Source organism: Haloarcula sp. 1CSR25-25 (assembly GCF_032027985.1).
Classification (GTDB): Archaea; Halobacteriota; Halobacteria; order Halobacteriales; family Haloarculaceae; genus Haloarcula.
The window spans coordinates 163602-185981 of sequence record NZ_JAHYBW010000008.1 but is presented as its reverse complement, the minus strand read 5'-3'; the positions used below and the strand labels follow the sequence as shown (position 1 = coordinate 185981).

Below are 22380 nucleotides of genomic sequence, written 5' to 3'. Positions count from 1 at the left end.
CTGGCACCGATAGACCACGAAAAAGCGGGCGAGAACGGGCCGCTCAGTCCTCGTCCAGCACGAGGCTCCGGAGGATATCACCGTAGGCCGGGCGCGTCACCAGCACGCCGACCAGCACGCCGACGATGGTGATGATGGCGAACCCGGAGAGGTCGCCCAGCGGGAGAACCATCAGCGGGCTCATGGCCATGATAGTCGTCGCTGCGGCCGCACCGATGACCCAGAACGCCTTGCGGAAGCGGCTCTGGAACACGCGGCCCGTCTCGACTTTCCCCTGCTGGAGGATCTCGTCGGCGATGATGATGAGGTCGTCCACCCCCGTTCCGATGACCGCGATGAACCCGGCCAGGTGCGAGAGGTTCAGCGGGTACTGGACGAAGGCGACGAACCCGAGGAGGATGAACACCTCAGACAGGGCCGTAACGATCATCGGCAGGGCGACCTCGGGACGCCCGTACCGGAGATACACCACCAGGCTCACCGCGATGACGGCGAGAATGCCCGTCAGGAGCGAGCGCTGCTGGAACTCCTGAGCGAGCGCGGAGGACAGCGTCTGGCTCTCGGCGCTGTCGAAGTTGAGCGGGGCCGGCAGCCGACCGGCCTTCAGCGCGAGTTCCAGTTCCGTCGCCTCGGACATGTTGCTGGTCTGCATGATGAACTGCGGGTTGTTGACGAAGTCACCGTTCTGGTAGGACTGTCCCAGTCCCGGGTCGACCCCGCCGACGAACACCGGCTCGCCGTTCAGCGTCGTCACCAGGCAGTTCGCCTCCGTGTTCTGGAGGTTCTCGTGGTCGTAGTCCGAGCGGCGGCAGGTCGACCCGCCACCGAAGCCGGCCTCGACCATGTCGTTCGCGTAGCGCTCGGCCACGCTCTGTTTGACCGTCACCGGGACGTGTGTCCCCTGCGTGTCGCTTCGCTGTGCCGACCCGATGCCGGCGAAATCGCCCTGCGAGAGGACCTCCTCGCGGACGTAGGACCCGTTCTCGGTGTTGTCGTGGACGGCGTACACCCGGACGACACCGCGTTCTTCGAGCAGGCCGATGAGTTCCTCGCGGCCCCTGTCCGGAGCCGTGACGCTGATGAAGCTCCGACCGCCCGGCGAGCTGACCTGCTGGACGGAGCCCCCCGTCAGCGCCGATTCGCGCAGTTTGTCGTCGATGACCGACACCATGTTCTCCCGGGTTTCCCGCGTGACACCGGGCCGGACCTCGCTGGGCTCGTACCCCTCGGCTTCGAGCGCGGACTCGACCTCCGAGGTGCTGACGTCGTTCGAGAACACCTCGACGGTTTCGGTCCGGTTCGAGACGCGCACGTCGATCGGATCGATGCCCAACCGGTCCGACATAGACTGGGCGAGGTCGGCCTCGTCCGCGGGTGCGACCTCGACGCCCTCGGCAGTGATACCGACGATGGGGGCCTGGATGCGTGTCCCGCCGCTGAGCTGGATACCGTACTGGAGGTTCGTCGACTGGTTCGCGGCCCCGGCCCCTTCGGAGCCGGAGGTCCCTGGCGGAACGCCGGGGATGAACAGCGCGACGGCGCTGAGTAGCAACAGCGTGACGAGCGCAACGACGCGCCAGTTCTCTTTGAGTGTGCTCATCGGTTGACCCCCTCGTACTTGTACCAGCGAAGCAGCGTGACGTTGAGCATGTAGGTGTTCATCAGGTCGGCCGCCAGTCCCACGACGAGAACGAACCCGATAGACGCCATCAGTTCGATACCGAATATCGTCGCCGAGATCGCCATCACCGCCATCGCCGCCATCGACGTCAGCGTCATCGTCACACCGGTCCGCATCGCGCGGTACGTCGACTCGTAGAACCCGCCGGACCGCCGGAGGACGTGGTTGTTCAACAGGATATCGGAGTCGACGCTGTAACCGATCAGCATCAGGAGGGCGGCGACGGTCCCGAGAGAGAGCTTGATTCCCAGGAGGTTCATCACCGCCAGCGGGATGACAAGGTCGGAAAACGCCGAGAGGACGACCGCGACACTCGGGACAATCGTCCGGAACATCGCAAAGACGAGCAGGCTCATCCCGAGGAAGGCGACGCCGATGCCGACGACCGCCAGCCGCTGGTTCTCCTGGCCGAATATCGGCGAGGTCGTCCCGCTGCCGAGGAACTCCATCTGGTCGCTCGACCGCGCGGTTTCCTCGATGGGCTCCAGGTTCGACGAGTCGAACGTGATGATGTAGCGGTTCTCACCTTCGACCTGTTGGACGGAGACCACTGGCTCGTCGAACGCGGCCCTGAGCTCCGCCTGTGAGAGGGACGACTCGACGGTGAGTTCCGAACCGCCCGTGAAGTCGATGCTCGGAGAGACCGGCGCGCCGGTGACCAGATACCAGCCACCGAGCACCGCAAGCGCCAGGCCGAGCACCACCAGCGGAACCGCCACCAGTTGACGGTTCGAGTACTGGGTGTAATCGACTTCCGGGACCTCGAACTCGAACATGACCGAACGGTGTGAGACGGGGGCGAATAAGCCTTCTCAATCGCTACCGCTGACATCCGCCGTGCCGTACAGCTATAGCGGTGTGTCACGTATATCTGGCTATGGTAGAAAGCGCAACACGGGTCGAACTCTCGTATCCGGCGGACCTCAGTGGCTGGGGCCGCGACAAGATCGACGGCTCGCCGTTCCGCGCGTACCTCCGGAAGACACACGACACGGCCGCGCCGGGCGACGTGTGGACGGAGTTCGTCGGCGTCGGCTGCTGTGGCGACACGCTTGATTTCCCGCTGCGGGTCGAATCCGTCGAGGGTGGGTCCCGAGTGACCGAGGACACCGCGTTCGTGTACACCGAGCGCGGGGCCTGTGGCGTCGCCGGCGGCTGGCAGGTCCAGAGCGCGGCCGGACCGACCGAGTAGTGTGTCTGCGCGCAGGCGTCAGTCCGGCAGGTAGCGCACGCTGACGACGCCATCGGTCGTCCGGACCTCGACGCGGTCGACGCCGAGCCTGGCCGCCCGCGAGACGGTGGCCTCGTCCTCGACGACCTCGGCCGCGGCCTCGGCCGTCTCGTCTTCCGGGACCGTCAGGACGTGTATCTCACCCTCGCCGGCGCGTTCGACGGTCGTCAGCTCGCCCGGCGTCTGGTCGGCGGCAATCTCGGTCGTCTGTGCCGTCGGCGCGAGGTCGACCGTCTCGACGGGGATGTGTCGCCGCTCGGCGACGTCGGTGACGGTGTAGGTGACCTCCATCGGCGGCTCCGGTTCGACCGTCCCCTCGACTACCTCGCCGGTCTCGACGCCGGGGTTGTCCGACAGTGTGAGCACTTGCGAGTCCGCGACGTTCCGAAGCGTCGCCGACGCGTCGTCGGCGTGCGTGACCAGGAATGTCCCTTCAATCGATGTCATAGGGATAGGTTCGCGACGGGCGTTCTTGCCCGTTTCGACCCTGGAACGGGCGTGTCATGTCTCCTTGCGAGAGTGTTCGGCGCGGCTCTGTGACGCTACTTCAGCAGCCGGTGGGTAAGATACATCGCCAGCGTCGCGAGCAGCGGCGGGACGACACCGGCAAGCGGCGGCAGCGAGTAGAAGAACCCGACGACGGCGCTCTGTGTCGGTTCGCGAAGCGCCGCCGGCGCCGAGGTCAACAGCGCGAGGTATATCGAACCGATAAACAGGAACGCGGAGATGGCGAGGCCGCGGTCGTAGCCCACCGAGGACTCGGTCCGTCGGTGGCGGCGTGCGACGGAGAGCACCGGAGCCAGAAGCGGCGCGACCAGCAACAGTCCCACGAACAGGAAGAAGCTCCGCGAGAAGGTGAACGTCCCGCCGCGGACGCTCCCGGTTTCGGCGAGTTGCGTTATCAGCCCGAACGAGAACACGAGCGTAATCGCCACAGACAGCAACAGCGCGACCGGGACGTAGGCCTTGAACAGAATCGAGTCGCTGGCCCGGAACGCGTACGGGAACGCGCCGGGGAGCCCGTTGTACGGTTCGGGCCGGTCGCCGTCGTCGCCGGCTGTGACGGACTGCTCTGCCGTCGCGTCTGTCATACCTGTTGGTTAGGCGAGCGCGTGGTTAAGCGCGGTGTTGTCCGACCAGCGGGACGCGGACTCGTCCACTGCCTGCCGTGACCGCCGGGAGTTGTTTGTACCAGCGCTTCGATACCCCCGGTATGCACGTCGATATCGGAGCCGCGCTTGCCAGTGCCGCCGACCCGGGCGTCGAGCGAGCGACGCTGGACGACATAGACGAGCGGGTGGCCGCGGCCCACGACCGGATCGAACAGGGACGGGACGACGACGAGTTCGGCTACGCGTCGCTGAACCTCCCCGAAGCAACCGACGCCGAGACAATCCGCGACGCCGTCGCCCCGGTCGACGACGCCGAGTCGGTCATCACCGTCGGTATCGGTGGCTCCGCGCTGGGGGCGAAAACCATCACGGAGGCGCTGGCCGAGGACCCGGACAGCCACGTCATCCTGGACAACGTCGACCCGGAGCACGTCCAGCGGACGCTCGAGGGTCTCTCCCTCGCCGACACAGCCATCAACGTCGTCTCGCGTTCTGGGACGACGGCGGAGACGCTGGCGAACTTCCTCGTCGTCCGCGAGGCCTACGAGGACCGCGGCGTCGACTGGACCGAGCGCATCGTCGTCACCACGGGCGAGTCAGGCCCGCTCAGGGCACTCGCCGACCAGCACGACCTGCCGACGCTGCCTGTGCCCGAGGGCGTCCCGGGCCGGTTCAGCGCGCTCTCGGCGGTCGGGCTCGTCCCGCCGGCCATCCTCGGCATCGACATCGAGGGGCTGCTTGCCGGCGGCCGGGCCGCGGCCGACGACCTCGCGCCGTCGCTGTATGACTCGCCGGCCTACGCCTACGGCGCGATGGCCTACGCACTCGAAGAGGAGGGCGCGAAGGTCAACGCGGTCATGCCCTACGCCGAGCGCCTGGAGTCCTTCGGCGAGTGGTTCGCACAGCTCTGGGCCGAGAGCCTGGGAAAGGACGGGCGGGGCCAGACGCCGGCGCGGGCGCTGGGCGCGACCGACCAGCACTCCCAGCTCCAGCTGTACCGCGCCGGCCACCGCGACAAGGTCGTCACGTTCGTCCGGCCGCGGGAACGCGCCGACGTGGCGATTCCCGACCCGGACCACGAGGACCTGTCGTATCTCGCCGGGACCGACCTCGGCGGCCTCATCGACGCGGAGTACGAGGCGACGGTGGCGAGCCTCCCGGCGGCCGACCGGCCGGCACTGGAGGTCGAGATCGAACGCCTCGACGCCGAGAGCGTCGGCGAACTGCTGTACGCGATGGAGGCCGCCTGCGTCCTCGTCGGCGAACTCGCAGACGTCGAGACGTTCACACAGCCGGCCGTCGAGTGGGGCAAAAACGCCACGCGGGCGCTCATCCGTGGCGAAGCCACCGACGAGACGGCAGTCATCGACGAGCGCGAGCGACTGCAGATCGGTGAAACGGAGTCCCTTTAGGCCGGCGCAACGGACTGCCGACAATGGACGACACTGCCGCGAACTGGGGCGTCCTCGCCGCCGGCCTCGGTCTCGTCGTACTCGTCGCCACCGAAACCGGCGTCGTCGGCTGGGTGACGCCGCCGACGGCTCTCGGCCCGGTCACCGCCCGTCAGGTCGCCGCCGCCGGATTCGTCGTGGCCGCACTCGCCTTCTCGCTTGCCCGCCACGGCGCGCTCGACCGCCGACAGGCCGGTCTGGGCGCGGGGGGCGCAAGCGCCGTCGCGACGCTCGCGACGCTCGTCGCCTTCTTCGGGCCCGAGTTCCGTCCCGGCGTCGAGGCGACCGTCGGTCTCGCGGTCTATGTCACCGTACTTGCCGGGGGCGTGACGGTCGCGCTTGGCTGGGCGCTGGCAAGCGGCGTAGCGAACGACCGACTGTACACCGTCGCCAGAGCGCTCTCGGTGGCGACCGGCATCGGGCTGGCCGGCTTCCTCGTGGGCACGGTGTTCGCTCAGTTCGTCGTACTCGGGGCCGCACTGGCGGGGCTTATCAGCGCCGCGGCGCTCGACGGCGGGGCCGTCACCGGACCGACGTACATCACGCTCACCGTCGGCATCGGCGTCGGCTTCGTCGCTTTCGGCGCGGCCGTCGCCTCCCGGTTAGACCGGGACTGGGCCGACCTCGACCTGCACCGACCCGGGGTTCGCGATATCGGCTACAGCGTCGGCGGGGTCGTCGTCCTCATGGTCGCGCTCTTCGGTTTCAGCTACCTCATTCAGTCGCTCGGGCTCGAAGCGGCCCGGAGCAGCGTCGAGGAACTGGCCCGCGAGGACCCGTCGTTCCTGCTCGTGATGGTTCCGCTCGCGTTTCTGACTATCGCGCCGAGCGAGGAGTTCATCTACCGAAATCTCATCCAGAAGTACCTCTACGACGATTTCGGTGACCTGCAGGCGATCGTTCTCACCAGCGCCGTCTTCGGCGTCGTCCACTTCGGGCAGTACAGTACCGGTACGCCGACACAGACTGTGCTCTCGCTGCTGCTGGTGTTCGTTCTCTCGACGCTGCTTGGCCTGAGCTATCTCAAGACCGAAAACCTCCTCGTGCCCATCTTCATCCACGGGGCGTTCAACGCCATCCAGTTTCTCACATTGTACATTGAAATTACAGGAAATCCGGCGCTCTGAGCCGTCTGACTGCTGTCTGACGGGTGTTTATGCGAACTTCTGTTGTAGGCGAGAGCATGACCCGGCGGTTCACTATCGTCTGTGATGATGACAAGGCGCGGGTGGTCGAGACGCTTGCGCGGCGCTACGGCATCACAGAGGAGGAAGTGCTCACGCAGCTGGTCGAGCTCGGGCTCGAAGCTCGCGACGAACAGACCGTCTAGGCCGGGTTCTTCCGGGAGAGTGAACTGCCACAGACGGGACAGCGGTCGCGGTTCTCCTCGAACTCGCGGCCACAGCCGGCACACTGGAACAGCCAGTCGCGCTGTTCGGAGATTCCGTCCCGGGCGATGACTTCGACCGCCACGTCGAGTTTCTCCGCGACGTTTTGCATCGCGTAGTCGTCCGTGACGAGGCGGCTGTCGAGTTCGAACGCGGCCGCGATCAGACGGATGTCGGTTTCGGAGAGCTCCGCCAGGTCCCCGGTCTCGCCGGCGGCGCGCTCGATGCGCTCGACGGTGTTGTCCTCGGGGATGTGGAGGTGCATGCCCGAGCCTTCGAGGGCGTCGAAGCGGTAGGCGGCCTCGTCCTCCAGTTCCTCTCTGACGAGCGGAATCGTCGCTATCTGCTCGTCAGTGTGATACTCGTTGATAAACGCCGAGGAATCAAGGACGTACATCTAGCGTTGGACGATCATGTGGTCTTTCACCGCCTTGACCCGTCCGACTGGGACGAGCAGGCGGCCCTGATCACTGTACTCGAAGTCCGTGTTGCGGAGCGAGTCCGCGGGGTCGATGACGAGGTTGTGCAACGCGCCCGACGAGAAGTCCATCGTGATGTTGTAGAGACTGCCGATCTCCGCGCCATCAGTCCCCATCACGTCTTTCCCCGACAGGTTTTCTGCAAGTATCGCGGCCATACCCCTTGTTCCGAACGAGGTTATATAAACGCCACGGGGATGTCTGACGGGTGAGCTGTGGCCGCCGACCGGTACAGAGAGAGACCAGCAGCCGTCGATATCACCGACGGTGCTGTTCGCGGCGTCTCCGGGAACACTCACGGCCAGGCAGCAGCCCTAAGCGACAGGCACCCGACGGGTACACATGGACCGGAACAGGCGTCAGTTTCTCGGCGGTCTCACGGCTGTCGTCACCGGAGCCGTCGCGGGCTGCAGTGGTGACGACGGCGGGCCGTCGTCCCCGACGGAGACAGCCACCGCTACGCAAGCACCGACCCGAACCGCGACAGCAACGCCCACTGAAACGGCGACGCCGACTGATACTGCCACTCAGACCGAGACAGCAACGCCGACTGAAACCGCCACTCCAACAGAGACGGCGACACCGACCGGAACGCCCGTCGACGCTGAGCAAGAAGTCGCCGTCGCGCCGGGGGACTTCGTCTTCGAGCCCGAATCCTACGAAGTTCCAGTCGGGAGCACCGTGCTGTGGGTCTGGGAAGCCGACGGCCACAACGTCAAACCGACCGCGACGCCTGCCGACAGCGACTGGTCGGGGACGCCCGGAGACGAGGGCAAGACGTACAGTTCGGGGTACGAGTACGCCCACACGTTCACAGTCCCCGGCGAGTACGAGTATCACTGTGTGCCCCACCAGAGCATCGGGATGACGGGGTCGTTCACTGTGACCGAGTGACGCCCGCTTAGCCCCACGTGCGGTCGCGTGCGACTGATGACGACGAACTTAACTGCCACCGACGACTCGGTTCTGACAACTTCTGGAGCCATTTATGTCTGACACGGACCCCACCACAGCCACCGACGACACCCTGCGGACGCCCATCGTCGCCGTCCTGGGCCACGTCGACCACGGGAAGACGAGCCTGCTCGACAAGATTCGCGGTTCGGCCGTCACCGCCGGCGAGTCGGGCGCGATTACACAGCACATCGGCGCGACAGCCGTCCCGCTGAACGTGATTTCGGAGATAGCCGGCGACCTGGTCGACCCGACGGACTTCGACCTGCCGGGTCTCCTGTTCATCGACACGCCGGGCCACCACTCCTTCTCGACGCTTCGCTCCCGGGGCGGCGCGCTCGCCGACATCGCCATCCTCGTCGTCGACGTCAACGACGGCTTCCAGCCCCAGACGCTGGAGGCCATCGACATCCTCAAGCGAACCCAGACGCCGTTTATCGTCGCCGCGAACAAGATCGACACGATTCCGGGCTGGAACCCCAACGAGGGACAGCCGGTCCAGCAGACGATGGACGCCCAGTCCGACCGCGTGCAGTCCGATTTGAACGAGAAGCTGTACGAGATTATCGGTGAACTCTCGGACAACGGGTTCTCGGCGGACATGTACTGGCGCGTCCAGAACTTCCAGGCCAACATCGGCGTCGTGCCGGTCTCGGCCGAGACCAGCGAGGGCATCCCCGACCTGCTGACGGTGATGATGGGGCTGTCCCAGCGGTACATGAAAGAGGAGATGGAGATCGACACCAGCGGCCCCGGTGTCGGGACTGTCCTCGAAGTGAAAGACACCCAGGGCTTTGGGACGACGCTCGACGCCATCATCTACGACGGCACCATCCGCAACGACGACACGATCGTCGTCGGCGGCCTGCAGGGGTCTATCGTCACCGACGTGCGCGCGCTGCTTCGCCCCCGCCCGCTCGAGGAAATCCGGACCGAGCAGGAGTTCGAACAGGTCGAGCAGGTCGCCGCCGCCGACGGGGTCAAGATCGCCGCGCCGGACCTCGGCGACGCGATGGCCGGCGCGCCGATCCGCGTCATCCGCGACCGCGACCGCAGCGAGGTCATCGCCGAGGTAGAGGAGGAACTCGCCGAGATCGAGGTGACGACCCAAGAGGAGGGGGTCGTAATCAAGGCAGACACGCTCGGGTCGCTGGAAGCCCTGTCCAGTACGCTCGAAGAGGAGGAAATTCCGGTCATGCGCGCCGAGGTCGGCGCGGTCGCGCCGCGGGACGTGCGGGTCGCCGAGACGGCCAACGAGCCGACCAACCAGGCGATTCTGGCCTTCAGCGTCGAGGTGCTCGACGACGCGCGCGACCTCGCCGAACAGGAGGACGTGGAGCTGTTCGAGGACGACGTCATCTACCAGCTCGTCGAGTCCTACGACGACCACGTCACCGCCATCGAGGAGGCCCAGCAGGAGCAGATCCTGGAGAACATCACCCGGCCCGCGAAGTTCCGGATTCTGCAGGACCACACCTTCCGCCAGTCCGACCCCGCCGTCGTCGGCGTCGAAATCCTCTCCGGCGAACTCCGGCGGAACGTCAACGTCGTCAGATGGGAGAACGGCGAGGCAAAGCGCGTCGGGACCCTCAAGACGATTCAAGATGAGGGCGAGGACGTCGACTCGGCCCGTGCCGGCGAGCGCATGGCCGTCTCTATCCAGGGCCCGACCGTCGGTCGCCAGATTGAGGAGGGCGACGACCTCTGGGTCGAAATCCCGGAGAAGCACGCGAAGATTCTGGAACAGGAGCTCAAGGAGGACATCTCCGTCGACGAGCGCGAGGCGCTGTCGATGTATCTGGAGAACCACCGGAACAGGGACCCCTTCTGGGGGAAATAAAGGTTATTTTTCCGACGGGATTTTGTGCTGACCCAGTGTAACGGAGCGTATGGTCTCCCGCGAGAACAAAATCGTCGGTGGTTTCGTCATCGCAGCCCTCGTTCTTGGATATGCGAGCACGGTGCTGGCGGATGTCACGTCTGCTGTAACACTCGCAATACTCCTTGGTGTCGGCGTCATCGCGCCGACGCTCGTGACCAACTACCTCGATAGTACGGGGGCCGCCTGACGAGCGCCGCAGCACCGAGTAATAATATTTAATTAGGAGGCGTGTCTCTGTAGAGACACGAATGTCCGGCCCGCTGTCGATGCCCGACCTCGTGCTCGCCAGCATTGCCCTCTCGATGCTGCTGGCCTCTCTCGGCGCAGTCGTCACCTCCATCAGCCTCGTGACTGCGCTGAGTGCCGGCAGTCTCCCGGCCAGTGGCTCCATCGGCTACGCGCTGTTTTACGACCCGCCAGTCCCCAGCGGTAGCCGCGCCTGACAATCGGGGGCCACCCGCTACCGCGACTGTACCGACGAAAACTGAGAGCGGCGGCCGTTACTGTGCCGTCGGCGACGTGTCGTCGCCCATCAACTGCTTGACCTGCAGGGCGGCGGAGGCGGCGATGCCCTGCGCGAGGTCGTCGCGTTCGGCGTCGGAGATGCTCGCGCTTTCCGGGTCCTCCGGCGTGTAGTCGGCGCTGACGACCGACCCGACGGGGGGCTGGACCGCGATTGTGGCCCGCGGGCCCGTCGTGCTGTTGCTGATCTCCGAACCGACGACGAACTCGCCGGGCAGGAGTTCGCGGGTCCGGGCGGCGACGCTTGAGAGGTCCCGGCGGAGGTTCTCTCGCTGTTCCGCGGTCAGGGTCACTTCTTCGGTCTCCCCACCAAACGACGTATTCCCGTACATGAACGTTCTCTGTCTCTATGGGGGGGAGGACTAAAAACCCGGGGGCCAGCACACGTTTGGCCGGAACCGGCCCGCGCGCTACTTACACGACAGGGTGGCTCTCGCCGTAGGTGGCGAGGACGACGGCGCTGGCGTACTCGGCGTCGTCGAACGCCGACTCCACGTACACGTTCTCCTCGACGAACTCCCAGTCCCGGAGGTCCCGGCCGGCGGCCAGTCCCTCGCGGATCTCCATCCGGACCGCGTCCTCGCTGGCCCCGTCGACTTCGTAGAAGATGCCCGGCCCGTCCTCGCTGCGGGCCCAGCCGATGCCCGCCGCGCCGCGCTCGCCCGGCGGGACAGTCACAGAGGACTGGACCACCTCTATGGCTTCGCCGGGCGGTCCCAGGTCCGGTGCCGTCCCCGTCACCTCGATAGCCGGTCCGGACGGGATGACCGACGAGAGCGTGAGGAGGTTGTAGTTGTGGACGCCCGCCTCGGCGAGTGCCGCGTCGTACGCGGCCAGTGCGGTCGGGCCGGTCGCAGTCCCCCACACGACCCGGATGGTGCTCATAGGCGACTGTCGACGGTCCGCGGGGTAAGGGGTTTCGCTTCGCTACGTCGGGACGAGCCTGTAGCACATCCCCGGTCGGTTCGGGTCGCCCTCGGCTGCACGCTCCGCGTAGTAGATGCCGTCGGCAGTCACCAGCGGCGCGCTCGTCACGTGACCGCGGTTCTCCGTGCTCCAGGCCATCGCGCCGGAGTCCCGGTCCAGCGCGTACAGTCGTCCGTCGTAGGACCCGACGAGCACGCGGTTCGGGGTGGCGACGACGCTCCCGATAATCCACCCGCCGGTGTCGTACCGCCACAGCTCCGCGCCGCTGGCGAGGTCCAGTGCGTACACCCTGTCGTCGTGGCTGCCGACGTAGACGGTGCCGTCGTGGACCGCCGGCGCACACATCACGTCGGCGTCGGCCCCGAAGGTCCACTGCTCCGAACCGTCGGTCACGTCGACGGCGGTGACCGTCTCGGCCCACGACGGCACGATAGCGGTCCCGTCAGCGACGGCAATGGGGGCTTTCACGTCGCCGCCGGTGTCGTAGCGCCAGACCCGCTCTAAGCCCGGGAACGACCACGCGTAGCAGTAGCCGTCGTTGGAACCAAACAGCAGACGGCCGCGCTCGCGGTCCAGCGCCACCGTCGAATGGGGGTGGTCGGTCGGCCGGCTGTCGCGCCACTGCACGTCCCCTGTGGCGGCGTTGACGGCGGCCACGGAACCGCTCGGCGCCGCGTGCTCGACAGCGACGTACAGCGACCCGTTGTAGTACGTCGGGCTCGCGCCGATGGCGTCGCCCAGCTCCGTCCGCCAGCGCCGCCGGCCGGTTTCGAGGTCCAGCGCCGACAGCGCACCGTCGTAGGCCCCGATGTAGACGGTGTCGTTGGCGATGGCCGGCGTGCCGTGGCTCCCGCGGGTCGCCTGTGTAATCGTCGTCGACCACTGGACCTCGCCGTTCGGTGTGATGGCTCGCACGCGACCGGTGTCGTCGGCCAGAATCAGGTCACCGGTCGGAGCAAGCGCTGGACTCCCCTTTGCCGCGGTGTGGTCCCCGCGATTGGTCGGCAGTTCCCAGGCCCGCTCGACGGCGTCCGGAACCGGCGTGTCCTGATACCCCGTGTTCAGGAGGCCCTGGCGGAACTGCGTCGCGGCGTGTTCGTCCAGGGCTGTCGATGCGAGCGGGTCGAACCGTGACTGACACCCCGCCATTGACCCGACCGTCGTCGCCGCGAGCGTCCCCAGAAACGCCCGCCGCGTCCGTCCGCGCTCTGTCACGAGCGCTGATACCGGGCGGTGTGACTTAAACCGCTTGGGGACAACCCGTGTGACCGGATTAGGCCATACACCGCTTAGCGTTCGTGGCGACTGTCCAGCGGCGAGGTTATATTCAAAAATAGCATCCGCGAGCGTAGCGAGCGGATCACCGCGCTCGAACACCGTGAGAGCGCGGCCTTTTTCGCCCACGTTTTTCGAGGAGCCTTCCCACAGCGCGCTCTACGAGCGCGCGAGGAAAGGCGACGCTGAAAAAGGTGGTTAGGCGAACGCGACCGGGACGCTGCTGGCGTCGTCGTCGGCTTCGACCTTCTCCAGGGCGTCGTGGAGGTCGGACTGCTTGACCGTCGTCCGGCCGTCACGGATGGCGAACATCCCGGCCTCGGTCGCCAGCGAGGCCAGTTCCGCACCGGAGAGGCCGTCGGTCTCGGCGGCGAACGCACGCAGGTCGACATCGTCGTCGAGGTTCATCTCCTGGGTGTGGATCTCGAGGATGCGCTCGCGACCCTCGACGTCGGGGTTCGGGACTTCGATGAGGCGGTCGAAGCGGCCGGGCCGGAGGATGGCGCGGTCGAGCATGTCGAAGCGGTTCGTCGCCGCGATGATCCGGATCTCCCCGCGCTCGTCGAACCCGTCCATCTCCGAGAGCAGTTGCATCATCGTCCGCTGGACCTCGGCGTCACCGGAGGTCTTCGATTCCGTTCGCTTGGCCGCGATGGCGTCGATCTCGTCGATGAAGATGATAGCCGGTTCGCGCTCGGCGGCGAGTTCGAACAGGTCCCGGACCAGTCGCGCGCCCTCGCCGATGAACTTCCGGACCAGTTCGGAGCCGGCCATCTTGATGAAGGTGGCGTCGGTCTCGTTGGCGACGGCCTTGGCCAGCATCGTCTTCCCGGTGCCGGGTGGCCCGTGTAGCAGCACGCCGCTCGGCGGTTCGATACCGACTTCGCGGAACTGGTCGGCGTTGATCAGCGGCTCCTCGACGGCTTCCCGGACCTCGCGGATCTGCTCTTCGAGGCCGCCGATGTCCGAGTAGGAGACCTCTGGCGAGCCATCGACCTGCATCGCCTGCGCGCGGGCGTCGGTCTCAGGGTCGAGAATCTGCTTGACGCCGAAGGAGTCGTTGATAGCGACGCGGTCACCTGCTTCCAGTCCGTCACGGATAGACGGCGAGACTTCCGTCAGCACCTCCTGGTTGTTGCCGTGTTGCTTGACGACGACGCCGTCGTCGGTCAGCTCCTCGGCCGTGGCGATGTACAGCGAGGACGTCTTGAGCGTCTCGTTTTCGCGTTCGAGCTGGTCGACCTCGTCCGTGAGGTCGGTCTGCCGGTCACGGGCGGTGTCGAGTTGCTCGGTCAGCTGTTCGTTGACCTGTACTATCTCTCTGAAATGTTCCCGGAGTGCCTCCAGACGCTCGTCAGGCGTCATATCTGGGTCGAGTTCCAACCGCGGTCGTTCCGGAAGCGAGGGACTGCGCGACATTTGGATGGTCGGTACTATACGGTTGAGACACAAAGTGCCTTCGGGTCACAGGGGGGGTGAAAGGGTTATCCGTGTCGGGACAGCGGCCGTCCCCCGGCTTCGGCCGCGCTGACTGGCTACGGACGGCGGTTTACAGCAGTTCGGCGAACTCGTCGAGGTAGTCGCCGTACGTCGAGAGCGCGGATTCGACCGGGTCGGGACTGGCCATGTCGACGCCGGCGTCACGAAGCAGTTCCAGGGGGTACTGTCGCGACCCGCTCTGCAGGAAGTCGATGTACCGGTTCGCTGCGGGCTCGCCCTCGTCGAGGATGCTGTCGACGAGTGCGACGGCCGCCGAGATGCCGGTCGCGTACTGGTAGACGTAGAACGCCCGGTAGAAGTGCGGGATGCGCATCCACTCGCGGGCGATGCGGTCGTCTAGCACCGCCGGCTCGTAGTAGTCGCCTTTCAGGTCCCGGTAGAGGTCGTCCAGCCGGTCGGGGGTCAGCGGCTCGCCGGCCTCGGACATCTCGTGGGTACGGTGCTCGAACTCGGCGAACATCGTCTGCCGGTACAGCGTCGACCGGAACCGCTCGAGGTACTCGTTGAGGATGTGCCGGCGCAGGCGCTCATCCTCGACGGTGTCCAGCAGGTGGTGGGTCAGCAGCGTCTCGTTGACAGTCGACGCGACCTCGGCGACGAATATCTCGTAGCCGGAGTAGACGAACGGCTGGGACTCGCTGGTGTACTCCGAGTGCATCGAGTGGCCGAGTTCGTGGGCCAGCGTGTACATCGACTCCACGTCGTCCTGGTAGTTCATCAGGATGAACGGCTGGGAGTCGTAGGTGCCACCGGAGTACGCGCCGGACTGCTTGTGTTCGGTCTCGTAGACGTCGACCCAGCGGGAGTCCAGTCCTTCGGCCAGCCGGGACTGGTAGTCCTCGCCGAGCGGTGCGACGGCCTCGGTGACGTACTCGCAGGCCTGTTCGTACTCGATTTCGGGCGATTCCTCCTGGACGAGGGGGACGTAGAGGTCCCACATCCGGAGGTCGTCAGCGCCGATGGACTCCCGCTTGAGGTCGGCGTGGCGGTGGAGCGTGTCGAGGTTGTCGTGGACGGTGTCGACCAGCGTGTCGTACACCTCGACGGGGACGTTCGGGCCGTCCAGCGCCGCCTCGCGGGCGGTGTCGTAGTCGCGCGCGTTAGCCATCTTCACGTCCGTCTTGACGGCGTTCTTGTAGGCGGTCCCGACGGCGTTGCGGACGGTCTCCCACTCATCGTAGAACGCCTCGTAGACGCGCTGGCGGAAGTCGCGGTCGGGGTGTTTCTGCAGCGTCGTGAAGTTGTTGAGCGTGATCGGCTGCTGGTCGCCGTCGGGGTCCTCGACGGTCGGGAACTCCATGTCGGCGTTGGCCAGCATGTTGTACACCTCGCCGGGCGCGCCGGTGACCTCGCCGAGTTCGGCGAGCAGGTTCTCCACCTCGGCCGAGCGGGTGTGGTCTTTCATCCGGAGCACGTCGTCGAAGTAGTGCTCGTAGGGTTCCAGCCCCGGCTCCTCGTCGATCATCGCCTCGATGTCGTCGTAGTCCAGGTCCTGCAGTTCCGGGTCGAGGAACGAGGCGGCCGAACTGGCCTCAGAGGAGAGCGACTGCGAGCGGGCGGTCAGCGCCTGGTACGTGTCGTCGGTCGTGTCCTCGTCCCGGCGCATCCGGGCGTAGGCGGCGACGTTCGACACCGTCCGCATCAGTTCCTCGTAGGTCTCGAGCGTCGCTAGCAGGGTGGCGGCGTCCTCGGTGGCCCGCCCCTCGTAGGCAGACAGGTCCTCTATCAGTTCCTCCGCCTCCTCGTAGGCGGCGTCCCAGTCCTCGTCGCTGGCGTAGAGGGAGTCGAGGTCCCACTTGTACGCCTCGTCGATGTCGCTCCGTGCGGGTACCGAACTCATAGCCCGCCCTTGGGACGGGGTCGAAGTAAGCCTTCGTTTCAGCGCCGGCCGCCCGACAGCCCGTCGGCGATGTGGTCTGTGACCCGCGCAGTCGTGGCTGCTTTCGCGCGTCGGCGAGCGAAGACTGCCTGCGCATCCGCAGCGGCGTCCTCGTCCCGGACGAAGGTAACGTCCGGGTAGCGAACGTCTGTCAGCACCAGCGGTTCGGGCGGGGCCGGCGGGACGCCGTCGGGACCGCTGACGCGCTCAGGCGAGAGGACGCGGTCGACCTTCGACAGCGGGGCCGACCCGTCCGCGACAGCCGCCGCGAGCGAGACGAGCCGACGGACCAGCTGGCGGCAGAACCCGGCGGCCCTGAACTGGACGACGAGGTACTGGCCGTCCCGCGTCCAGTCGATAGCTACGGTCCGCTCGGTGCCCGTGTCGTCGGACGTGAGGTTGTGGAAGTCGTGGGTCCCGGCGAGCGCGTCGACGGCGTCGGCCCACCGCTCGTCGTCGACCGGGTCGCGTCCGGGCCGGTCGGCGTCCGTCGGCGCGTACCAGTAGTAGGTGTAGGTCCGCTCGGTCGCGTCGTGGGTCGCGTGGAAGCCGTCGGGGACGTCGGCGCTAGCCCACACGCGAACGTCGTCCGGGAGCTCGCCGTTGAACGCCGCCGGTGAGAGCCACGCCGGCGCGTCGAAGGCGACGGTTTGTGCCCGCGCGGACACGCCGGCGTCGGTCCGACCGGCGGCCGCGTAGCACTCTGGCAGCCCCTCGCCGCGCTCGCAGACGCCGAGGCGGACGAGCGCCGAGCGCAGTCGTCCCTCGACGGTGTCGACGTCAGGCTGGCGCTGGAACCCGTGATACGGCCGACCGTCGTAGGCCACGCGATAGGCGCGCATACCGTTTTCTCGACTGCGAGCCACTTGGCTCGCCCGAATCTCAGTCGCTGGGAAGGATAGACGAACTTAGGCATGCTGAGAACAAAGGGAGAGTATGTCAAACGCCGCCGCGGCGGACCACGAATTCCCTCGCCCGCCCGAAACGGTCACCGACCACGACGGGCGGACGGTGACAATCGAATCCTATGACGGCGACATCGACCCACTGGTGGCGATGTACGTTGATTTCGGGACCGACTCCCGGTCACAGGGCGTGCCACCACGGACCGAAGCGGACATCCGCGACTGGCTGCCAAACCTCGTCGAAAACGGCCTGAACGTCGTCGTCTGGCACGAGGGGCAGGCCGTCGGCCACGCCGTCCTCGTCCCGTATCAGGACACCTCGGAACTGGCGATTTTCGTCCATCCGGACTACCAGCACGCCGGCATCGGCTCTCAGCTCATCCGCGTGTTGCTCGGGTACGGACAGGAAGAGGGGCTCGACCGCGTCTGGCTCTCCGTCTCGAACACCAACCACGTCGCACGAGCACTGTACGAGTCGGTCGGCTTCGAGACGATCGCCAAAGAGCGCGTGGAGATGGAGATGGAGCGGGCGCTCTGACCGGACCGTCTCGCGAACGGCCCACGTAGCCATAAATAACGGCCATTCGAACACTGGTGTATGGACCTCGCCTCGCACCCGGAGACGCTGACCTGCGCCGAGTGTGGCACGGCAATCGAGGACGCTGGTTACCTGCCGGCGACCGAGCGGGACGGAACCTACCACCCGCTGGTCGACGCGGCAGTCTGTGACGCCTGTGGCTTCAACGACATCGGAATGACCGGTTGTGCGCCCGAACTCGACGACGTCGTCGACCCGGGACCGGACGATACGCTTCTGTACGTTCGCCTGACCGACAGCGACATCGAGGTCCTCAGCGCGAAGGAGTGAGGTCGCGAGTGTCTTGCACTGCACACCCGCCTTCGGTACGGCTCGAGTGCGATGACCCGCCGCTCACTCGGTTTCGAGGCTGACTTCTCTGTCAGACTCACGGACGTCATCCTCGGTCACGTCGTCCGCCGAGAGCGATTCGGTCTCCAGCAGGCGGTCCAGCCGACGTTCGAACTCGCTGTCCGTCAGTTCGCCGCGGGCGTAGCGCTCTCGGAGGTGGTCGACCGGGTTCACCGTCGGTTCCGCCGCGTCGGTTTGGGCGGTTTCGTCCGTCTCCGCCACATCTTCCGGAGCCTCGACCATCGGCAGTTCCGAACCCAACAGGGCGACAAGCGGAATCAGAATGAACCAACCGAGGATAATCGACGCCGATGCAATCGGCCCGCCGAAGCCGGCCGCGCCTGCGAGCATGGCGATACCCAGCGAGAGTATCGCGATGGTCGCGACGAGCTTCCACCTCGGGAGGGCAATGGAGGGGAGCTGCATGTCGAACAATCGACACGGTGGCCGCAAAAAGCTACTGTCGGAGGCCGGCCGCTCGACCGCGTTACTCCGCGAAGTCCTCGAACGTCGGCCGGTCGTGGTCGCCGGGGAACGCCGAGAGCGGGACGCTGACCTGCTCGCCGTCGTCCATCTCCTTGAGCGTCACCTCGTCGTTTGCCAGGTCCTGCTCGCCGACGATGACGACCGTCTCGGCGTTGATGCCGTCGGCGTAGCCCATCTGCGCGCCGAAGGACCGGTCGGCGACGTCGCTCTCGACGACGTGACCGCGCTCGCGCAGGTCACGGGCGATGCGGGCCGCGGTCGGGCGCGTGTCGCCGACCTGCAGGACGTAGTAGTCCGTCGACAGCTCCTCGGCGGGCCAGACGCCGGCCCGCTGGCAGAGGAGTTGGAGCGTGGCGTGACCGGGCGCGAACCCGACAGCCGGCGTCGGCTGGCCGCCGAAGCCCTCGATGAGGTCGTCGTAGCGGCCGCCGCCAAACACCGAGCGGGACACCTCGCCCGTCGAGTCGAAGCACTCGAAGACGACGCCGGTGTAGTAGTCCAGCCCGCGCGCGGTCGTCAGCGAGACGGTCAGATGCTCGCGGACGCCGAAGTCCTCGGCCGCGTCGAGCACCGCCTGGAGGTTGTCGGTCGCCGCGCGGACGTCCTCGGAGCCGGTGAGGTCCGCGAGCGTCTCGACCTCCTCGGCGTCGATCTGCAGCATCTCGTCGAACGTGTCGGCCTGGCCGTAGTTGAGCCCCGCCTCGACGAGCGCGTCGAGGTAGTCGTCGTGGTCGACCTTCGCCCGCTTGTCGACCGCGCGAATCGCCTCGGGCACGTCCACGTCAGCGCCGAAGGACTCCAGCACGCCCGAGAGGATGTCCCGGTGGGAGACGCGGACCTCGAAGTCCGCGCCCGTCAGTCCGAGGTCGGTGAGCATGTCCACGGCGACGGCCAGAATCTCGGCGTCGGCCGTCGGCTCCGCCGACCCGAAGATGTCGACGTTGGTCTGGTAGAACTCCCGGAACCGGCCCTGCTGGGGCTCCTCGTAGCGCCAGAACGGCCGCGTCGACACCCACTTGATGGGCTTGGAGAGCTCCTGTTGCTTGGCGACGAACATCCGCGCGACAGTCGGCGTCAGCTCCGGCGTGAGCGCGACCTCGCGCCCGCCCTTGTCCTCGAAGCTGTACAGTTCCTCGACGATCTCCTCGCCGCTCTTGTCGACGTACATCTCGGTCGGTTCCAGCGCCGGCGTCCCGATCTCCCGGAAGCCGTACCGCTGTGCGACGTCTTCCAGCGTGTCCATGGCCCACCGCCGTGCCTGCATCTCCTCGGGGTAGAAATCGCGAAAGCCCTTGACGGAGTTGTACATACCCGCGCCTACAGCGAGGGTCCGCTTGAACCTGTTCGTTCACGCTGACCGTGTTCGTCGCCTCACATCCGGTAGAGACTTACTAAGACAGGGACTCGCGACTGCTCTCGCCGGTAGTGAGTCCGTGACAGGCGGGCATGACCAGCACGTGCCGGCGTCAGAGAGGCTAGTGACCGACTATGACGCGACCAGCCCGTGTTAGAGAGGCGACAACAAAGACGCGTTCAATCGAGTGTGGCCCTATGGGATGGGCACTGGATCGGCGGACAGACCGTGGGTGGAGGCAGTGACACAGCGATTCGAGACGGGCATTCGAGCGCTCGACCGGAAGCTCGACGGCGGTATCCCGGCCGGAAGCCTCGTCACGCTGCTCGCCGAACCGGCGAGCCAGGCGGAGCTGTTTCTCTCCAGGTTCGTCGCCCGGCAGGCGACGGTGTATCTCTCCGGCGAGCAGGCACCGACAACGGTCACGTCGGCGCTGCGGTCACAGCGAGTGGCTTACGACGAGCTTGCGGTCAGCCAACTGGACCGCGAGGCACCGGTCAGCGATGCGCTCGCCCACGTCGAGGGTCTCACGGCGGAGTCACTCCTCGTCGTCGACCCGGTCGAGCCGATCGAGCGCGCCGACGCCGGGGAGTTCCGGACGTTCCTCGAAACGCTACAGGCCAGACTCGCACAGACCGACAGCGTCGCGGTGCTGTACGCGCTCAAACACGACGCCACGCCGTCACAGCGCCACCGGACAGAGTACACGAGCGATATCGTGTTCGATCTCGAAACGACGCGCGGCGAGGATGCCATCGAGAACAGGCTCTTCGTCCCGAAGTTCCGCGGGGGCCGAGCGCTCACCGAACCGATCTGTCTCGACCTCACCGACCGCATCAGCGTGGACACCAGCCGGGACATCGCCTAGGCTGTCAGAGATACACACCGGACTCGGACCGCCGATGGCTATCGCAGGCCCCGCACGCGGGACTGCGTGTGTTCGGGGAACACGTCGGCCACGGCACCCGCGCCGTAGCGCTCCCGCAGGAGCGCGCGGAGTTCGACCTCGTAGTCGGCCTTCGGAACCTCGGCGCTGGGGCCGCTCTCGACGACGAGCCGGTCGGCGGCCATCGCGTCGATAGCGCCGCGGCCGACACCCGCAAGCGGCGCGAGGTAGTCCACGACGAAGCGGTCCTCGACGCTCTGGGCGAGCGGCCGCTCGATGGTCGGTACCCGGTCGTCGCGTCGGGTGCCGTCGGCAACGGCCGCAAGCGTGTCGATGCCGTCGGCGTCGTCGAGCCAGTCGCCGGCAGCGACGGTTTCGACGGCGTGTTCGTGGACCCGCTGGATGCCGTTTCGGGGGTAGCCGTCGTCGTGCATCCGCTCGACGGCGTCGTCGGCTACCTCCGGGTCCAGGTCAACCGTGGCGTGGTCGAAGCCGACAGCCGTCGCGCTCTCCCGGGCAGGGTCGACGGTACCGACGCCGAAGGAGCCGCTGACGAGCGTCACGTCGTAAAAGGGGTCGAGCAAGAGCGCCGCCAGCGTCGAATCCTTGCCCCCGCTGTACAACAGGGCACAGTGCATCTACCGGCGCTTGATATCGAAGCTCTTGGAGTCGGGCGTCAGCTCCGAGAGGAGCTCTTTCATCTGGTCCTCGTCGATCTGGCCCTGCACGCGGCCGCTCTGGGCCAGCGCGACGACCTGCTGTTCGATCTGCTCGCCGACCTGCGGCTTCGACATCTTGACCGTGTTGAGCCGTTTTCGCGCGCCGTCGGTGAGGTTCTGCTTGAGGACCGCCTGCTTCTGGGCGTCGGCCTGCTGCTGGGCCGCCTCCTGGGCCTCGCCCTCGCCGCCCTGCTGGTCCTTGAGCTGCTCCATCTTCTTCTTCCGGAGTTCTTCGAGTTCCTCCTCGCTGGGGTCGCCACTCATAGTTGTATGAGACTACTGGAGTCGGCCGGAAAACGATTTCGGAGCAGGTGCTACGGACCGGCTGAAAAACAGCGAGAAAGGCGTCAGTTACGCGTAGCGTTCGAGTTCCGGACGGTCGAGTTCCGTCAGGAGGTCGCCTGCGGTGTCGTCGAGGAGGCTGCGTCCCTCGCCGGTGATGCGGCGGCCGTCGTTCTCGCTGGTCTCGACGTAGCCCGCGTCTTCGAGCTGCTGGAGCGCCGTCCGGATGATGTTGCCCGAGCCCTTGGTCTTCTGGTGGGGGCGGACGCGGTAGCGGGTCGTCCCCTGCTTCGAGGTGCCGTACTCCGAGCGGAGAGCGTTGACGCCGACGGGACCGTCGACAGCGACCTTTCGGAGGAGGCTGGCCGCGCGTCGTGTCCAGAAGTCCTCCTGCTCGGGTGGGAGTTCGCGGTCGACGCCGGTCTTCGTGTACTCGGCCCAGTCCGGCGCTTCGATGTCGTCTTCGTCCGCGAGCGTCTCCGTGAGTGCCTCGATGAGTTCCTCGGGGGGAACGTCGTAGAGTGTAGCCATTGCAGATT

The 22380-nt window shown here is 66.6% G+C and carries 28 protein-coding genes; 11 read left to right on the top strand and 17 right to left on the bottom strand.

All coding sequences use genetic code 11. The annotated features are described in order from the left end of the window. Positions 1 to 43 precede the first annotated feature (43 nt). Together KZ498_RS19995 and secF are read right to left on the bottom strand one after the other, a co-directional pair. Positions 44 to 1600, bottom strand: coding sequence for a preprotein translocase subunit SecD (locus KZ498_RS19995; RefSeq protein ID WP_312621082.1), 1557 nt, complete (start codon positions 1598 to 1600; stop codon positions 44 to 46). Beyond that, a complete protein-coding gene (gene secF, locus KZ498_RS19990) occupies positions 1597 to 2457 on the bottom strand; it encodes a protein translocase subunit SecF (RefSeq protein ID WP_312621080.1) in 861 nt (286 codons plus the stop codon). The genes KZ498_RS19995 and secF overlap by 4 nt, the downstream gene beginning before the upstream one ends. Positions 2458 to 2558: 101 nt before the next feature. On the opposite strand from secF, the gene KZ498_RS19985 reads away from it, so the two are divergent. Continuing rightward, entirely contained in the window at positions 2559 to 2873 is a 315-nt protein-coding gene (locus tag KZ498_RS19985) for a hypothetical protein (protein WP_312621078.1), read from the top strand. 18 nt (positions 2874 to 2891) lie between these two features. On the opposite strand, the gene KZ498_RS19980 is transcribed toward KZ498_RS19985, so the two are convergent. Both KZ498_RS19980 and KZ498_RS19975 read right to left on the bottom strand, forming a co-directional pair. Beyond that, a complete protein-coding gene (locus tag KZ498_RS19980) occupies positions 2892 to 3359 on the bottom strand; it encodes a DUF5812 family protein (RefSeq protein ID WP_312621076.1) in 468 nt (155 codons plus the stop codon). A gap of 95 nt (positions 3360 to 3454) precedes the next feature. Continuing rightward, positions 3455 to 4003, bottom strand: coding sequence for a hypothetical protein (locus KZ498_RS19975; RefSeq protein ID WP_312621075.1), 549 nt, complete (start codon positions 4001 to 4003; stop codon positions 3455 to 3457). 122 nt (positions 4004 to 4125) lie between these two features. On the opposite strand from KZ498_RS19975, the gene KZ498_RS19970 reads away from it, so the two are divergent. The 3 genes from KZ498_RS19970 to KZ498_RS19960 are packed head-to-tail and all read left to right on the top strand — an operon-like array spanning position 4126 to position 6805. Further along, positions 4126 to 5436: a glucose-6-phosphate isomerase gene (locus KZ498_RS19970; RefSeq protein ID WP_312621073.1), complete on the top strand. Its 1311-nt coding sequence runs from the start codon at positions 4126 to 4128 to the stop codon at positions 5434 to 5436. Between the two features lie 23 nt (positions 5437 to 5459). Further along, entirely contained in the window at positions 5460 to 6602 is a 1143-nt protein-coding gene (locus KZ498_RS19965) for a CPBP family intramembrane glutamic endopeptidase (RefSeq protein ID WP_312621072.1), read from the top strand. Positions 6603 to 6658: 56 nt separating this feature from the next. Then, a complete protein-coding gene (locus KZ498_RS19960) occupies positions 6659 to 6805 on the top strand; it encodes a CopG family transcriptional regulator (RefSeq protein ID WP_312621070.1) in 147 nt (48 codons plus the stop codon). On the opposite strand, the gene KZ498_RS19955 is transcribed toward KZ498_RS19960, so the two are convergent. Beyond that, a complete protein-coding gene (locus KZ498_RS19955) occupies positions 6802 to 7260 on the bottom strand; it encodes an NOB1 family endonuclease (RefSeq protein ID WP_312621069.1) in 459 nt (152 codons plus the stop codon). The genes KZ498_RS19960 and KZ498_RS19955 overlap by 4 nt on opposite strands. Beyond that, on the bottom strand, positions 7261 to 7500 hold the full coding sequence (locus tag KZ498_RS19950; protein ID WP_162412324.1) for a PRC-barrel domain-containing protein: 240 nt from the start codon (positions 7498 to 7500) through the stop codon (positions 7261 to 7263). It lies immediately after the preceding gene. A 184-nt stretch (positions 7501 to 7684) separates the two neighbouring features. Between KZ498_RS19950 and KZ498_RS19945 the strand changes: the two genes are divergently transcribed. The 4 genes from KZ498_RS19945 to KZ498_RS19930 all read left to right on the top strand — a co-directional run bounded on the left by KZ498_RS19945 (position 7685) and on the right by KZ498_RS19930 (position 10621). Further along, positions 7685 to 8236 (top strand): plastocyanin/azurin family copper-binding protein, encoded by a 552-nt coding sequence (locus KZ498_RS19945; RefSeq protein WP_312621068.1) that lies wholly within the window; start codon positions 7685 to 7687, stop codon positions 8234 to 8236. 94 nt (positions 8237 to 8330) lie between these two features. Continuing rightward, a complete protein-coding gene (infB, locus tag KZ498_RS19940) occupies positions 8331 to 10136 on the top strand; it encodes a translation initiation factor IF-2 (RefSeq protein ID WP_312621066.1) in 1806 nt (601 codons plus the stop codon). A gap of 49 nt (positions 10137 to 10185) precedes the next feature. Continuing rightward, positions 10186 to 10365 (top strand): hypothetical protein, encoded by a 180-nt coding sequence (locus KZ498_RS19935; RefSeq protein ID WP_312621064.1) that lies wholly within the window; start codon positions 10186 to 10188, stop codon positions 10363 to 10365. A 61-nt stretch (positions 10366 to 10426) separates the two neighbouring features. Then, complete coding sequence (locus tag KZ498_RS19930) at positions 10427 to 10621, top strand: hypothetical protein (RefSeq protein ID WP_312621062.1); 195 nt, start codon at positions 10427 to 10429, stop codon at positions 10619 to 10621. A gap of 57 nt (positions 10622 to 10678) precedes the next feature. Here the strand turns inward: KZ498_RS19930 and KZ498_RS19925 are convergent, their stop codons facing one another. From KZ498_RS19925 to truA, 6 genes are all read right to left on the bottom strand, one after another. Next, complete coding sequence (locus tag KZ498_RS19925) at positions 10679 to 11032, bottom strand: DUF5811 family protein (RefSeq protein ID WP_312621060.1); 354 nt, start codon at positions 11030 to 11032, stop codon at positions 10679 to 10681. Between the two features lie 82 nt (positions 11033 to 11114). Then, positions 11115 to 11585, bottom strand: coding sequence for a pyruvoyl-dependent arginine decarboxylase (locus KZ498_RS19920; protein WP_312621059.1), 471 nt, complete (start codon positions 11583 to 11585; stop codon positions 11115 to 11117). 42 nt (positions 11586 to 11627) lie between these two features. Beyond that, a complete protein-coding gene (locus KZ498_RS19915) occupies positions 11628 to 12842 on the bottom strand; it encodes a PQQ-binding-like beta-propeller repeat protein (protein WP_312621058.1) in 1215 nt (404 codons plus the stop codon). A gap of 258 nt (positions 12843 to 13100) precedes the next feature. Further along, complete coding sequence (locus KZ498_RS19910; RefSeq protein WP_312621057.1) at positions 13101 to 14321, bottom strand: proteasome-activating nucleotidase Pan2; 1221 nt, start codon at positions 14319 to 14321, stop codon at positions 13101 to 13103. A 130-nt stretch (positions 14322 to 14451) separates the two neighbouring features. Further along, entirely contained in the window at positions 14452 to 16242 is a 1791-nt protein-coding gene (gene pepF / locus KZ498_RS19905; RefSeq protein WP_312621056.1) for an oligoendopeptidase F, read from the bottom strand. 38 nt (positions 16243 to 16280) lie between these two features. Then, entirely contained in the window at positions 16281 to 17123 is an 843-nt protein-coding gene (truA, locus tag KZ498_RS19900; protein WP_312621055.1) for a tRNA pseudouridine(38-40) synthase TruA, read from the bottom strand. Between the two features lie 94 nt (positions 17124 to 17217). Between truA and KZ498_RS19895 the strand changes: the two genes are divergently transcribed. Continuing rightward, the gene (locus KZ498_RS19895) at positions 17218 to 17724 is read left to right on the top strand and encodes a GNAT family N-acetyltransferase (RefSeq protein ID WP_312621054.1); all 507 of its coding nucleotides are present in this window, start codon (positions 17218 to 17220) and stop codon (positions 17722 to 17724) included. A gap of 60 nt (positions 17725 to 17784) precedes the next feature. Then, a complete protein-coding gene (locus tag KZ498_RS19890) occupies positions 17785 to 18054 on the top strand; it encodes a hypothetical protein (protein WP_312621053.1) in 270 nt (89 codons plus the stop codon). Positions 18055 to 18117: 63 nt separating this feature from the next. On the opposite strand, the gene KZ498_RS19885 is transcribed toward KZ498_RS19890, so the two are convergent. Next, entirely contained in the window at positions 18118 to 18540 is a 423-nt protein-coding gene (locus KZ498_RS19885; protein WP_312621052.1) for an SHOCT domain-containing protein, read from the bottom strand. A 61-nt stretch (positions 18541 to 18601) separates the two neighbouring features. Next, entirely contained in the window at positions 18602 to 19909 is a 1308-nt protein-coding gene (gene hisS / locus KZ498_RS19880) for a histidine--tRNA ligase (RefSeq protein ID WP_312621050.1), read from the bottom strand. Positions 19910 to 20156: 247 nt separating this feature from the next. Between hisS and KZ498_RS19875 the strand changes: the two genes are divergently transcribed. After that, positions 20157 to 20822 carry a transcriptional regulator gene (locus KZ498_RS19875; protein ID WP_312621049.1) on the top strand — a complete coding sequence of 222 codons (666 nt, stop codon included), beginning with the start codon at positions 20157 to 20159 and terminating at the stop codon, positions 20820 to 20822. Between the two features lie 38 nt (positions 20823 to 20860). On the opposite strand, the gene KZ498_RS19870 is transcribed toward KZ498_RS19875, so the two are convergent. The 3 genes from KZ498_RS19870 to KZ498_RS19860 all read right to left on the bottom strand — a co-directional run bounded on the left by KZ498_RS19870 (position 20861) and on the right by KZ498_RS19860 (position 22372). Beyond that, positions 20861 to 21478 (bottom strand): alpha hydrolase, encoded by a 618-nt coding sequence (locus KZ498_RS19870; protein WP_312621048.1) that lies wholly within the window; start codon positions 21476 to 21478, stop codon positions 20861 to 20863. Further along, a complete protein-coding gene (locus KZ498_RS19865; protein ID WP_312621047.1) occupies positions 21479 to 21823 on the bottom strand; it encodes a DNA-binding protein in 345 nt (114 codons plus the stop codon). 87 nt (positions 21824 to 21910) lie between these two features. Further along, positions 21911 to 22372: a 30S ribosomal protein S19e gene (locus tag KZ498_RS19860; RefSeq protein ID WP_312621046.1), complete on the bottom strand. Its 462-nt coding sequence runs from the start codon at positions 22370 to 22372 to the stop codon at positions 21911 to 21913. Positions 22373 to 22380: the final 8 nt, after the last annotated feature.